Genomic DNA, 1,743 nt, shown 5'->3' with positions numbered 1-1,743 from the left:
CCGCAGGCCCGGCCGGGCCGGGCGACTCGGCGCCGCGATGCGCCGCCTGGCGCGTCGGCCGCCGGGCCCGGCGGCGCCGGTGTCGACCGCGCGTCTCAGGCGATCCGGCGCCGCTCCGGACCGGGCGCCACCCGGCGGGAGAGGAGACGACGCATCGCCGCCTCGTCGAAGCGGGCACCGGCATCGAGCGGCATGGAGGCGGCGGCATCCAGCAGCGCCGGGTGCAGGTCGATCCCCTCGGTCGTCACGTCGAAGAGCGGCGCGAGGGCTCGGACGCGCGCCAGCACCTCGACCAGGGCCAGCAGCCGCAGGCAGAGCGCCATGCCGGTCAGGCTGCCAAGGCCGAAGCCGCTATCCACCGCCTCTGCCCAGCAGCCGGCATCGGCATCGGCGATGGCGATTTCGGTGACCTCGGCCTCCGGCCGGGCGAAGCGCAGCAGCCGGGGCGGACCCCACATCTCCAGCGCGGCGGCCCGGCGCGCCAGGGACCAGGCGGACAGCAGGTCGGCCGGGCGGACCGCCGGCAGCCGCTCCGGCGGCAGCGGGACGAGATAGGTGAGCGCGCCGGTATCGGCGCGGGCGATGCGGATGGGCCTAGGCATCGGCTGAATGTGGGGCGGCGCGGGGGCAGGGGGAAGCATGGTTGCGGAGGCGGCGCCTGCGGGGCTTGCCGGCGGGGCTTGGCGGGGCAAAGCCGCGGACTACATCCGCGGCATCCACATGGGAGCCGCCGGAATGCTCCGCCCGATCCTGGCAGTGCTGCTGCTCGCGCTCGCCCCGCCTGCGGCGGCGCAGCCGGGCGAGCGGGTGCCGCTCGGCCCGGTCGCCCTCGACCGGACGGAAGTCACCATCGGCCAGTTCCAAGCCTTCGTCGCCGCCACGGGCCTGGTCACCGCGGCCGAGCGGGCGGGCGGCGGGCAGGAGTTCAGCGGCGGCTGGGTGCGGCGGCCGGGCTGGACCTGGCAGAGCCCGCAGGGCGCCCCCGGCGCGCCGGGCGAACCCGCGGTGCACCTGACCTGGGAGGAGGCGCGGGCCTATTGCGCCTGGGCGGGCGGCCGACTGCCGCGCTTCGAGGAGTGGCGCGCCGCCGCCTACACCGAGCAGCGGGCGGCGCCGACCGACGGCTTCGAGCGCGGCCGGACCTATGCCTACCCGGTCGGCGATGATCCGGCGGGGATGAATACCAACCGCCGCCACCACCTGCCGGCGGGGACCACGCGCCGGGGCGTCAACGGCCTCTACGACATGGGCGCCAATGTGTGGGAGTGGCTGGCCGACCGGCGGGGCGAGGAGGCGCTGACGGCCGGCGGATCCTGGTGGTACGGCCCGGCGCAGGCGCGGGCCGAGGGCGCGCAATGGAAGCCGGCGGGCTTCGCCGCGCTCTATATCGGCCTGCGCTGCGCCTACGGCCCCTGAGGCGCTGGCGAGGCCGCCGGCGCCGGCGCGGCGCCCCTGTCGCGATCGCGCGTGGTCGCGCACACTCCGGCCGATCGCGCCATCGCTGCCGGGGACCCGCCATGACCTATCTCGCCGACCTGCCCGCCACCACGGCCGCCCGCCGCCTGCGCGACGGAACGCTGTCCGCCGCCGACCTGACCGAGGCGCTGCTGGACCGCATCGCGGCCCGCGAGCCGGAGCTGCGCGTCTTCGCCTGGCTGGACCCGGCGCTGGCCCGGCGGCAGGCGGCGGCGCTCGACGCGGCGCGGGCGGCCGGGCGGGCGGGCGGGCCGCTGCACGGCCTGG

General features: G+C 77.9%; 2 protein-coding genes and 1 pseudogene. 2 read left to right on the top strand and 1 reads right to left on the bottom strand.

Annotated features, from left to right (window positions below):
• Positions 1-95: 95 nt before the first annotated feature.
• Positions 96-602 carry a hypothetical protein gene (locus tag E2C05_RS31525; protein WP_133223545.1) on the bottom strand — a complete coding sequence of 169 codons (507 nt, stop codon included), beginning with the start codon at positions 600-602 and terminating at the stop codon, positions 96-98.
• A 133-nt stretch (positions 603-735) separates the two neighbouring features.
• On the opposite strand from E2C05_RS31525, the gene E2C05_RS31520 reads away from it, so the two are divergent.
• Both E2C05_RS31520 and E2C05_RS31515 read left to right on the top strand, forming a co-directional pair.
• Positions 736-1,416 carry a formylglycine-generating enzyme family protein gene (locus E2C05_RS31520; protein ID WP_133223544.1) on the top strand — a complete coding sequence of 227 codons (681 nt, stop codon included), beginning with the start codon at positions 736-738 and terminating at the stop codon, positions 1,414-1,416.
• Between the two features lie 101 nt (positions 1,417-1,517).
• Positions 1,518-1,743 (top strand): annotated as a pseudogene (locus tag E2C05_RS31515) (amidase family protein); the annotation flags it as partial.

Source organism: Paracraurococcus ruber (assembly GCF_004353985.1).
GTDB lineage: Bacteria > Pseudomonadota > Alphaproteobacteria > Acetobacterales > Acetobacteraceae > Paracraurococcus > Paracraurococcus ruber.
The sequence above is the reverse complement of the archived record's forward strand: the minus strand, read 5'-3'. Positions and strand labels throughout refer to the sequence as shown.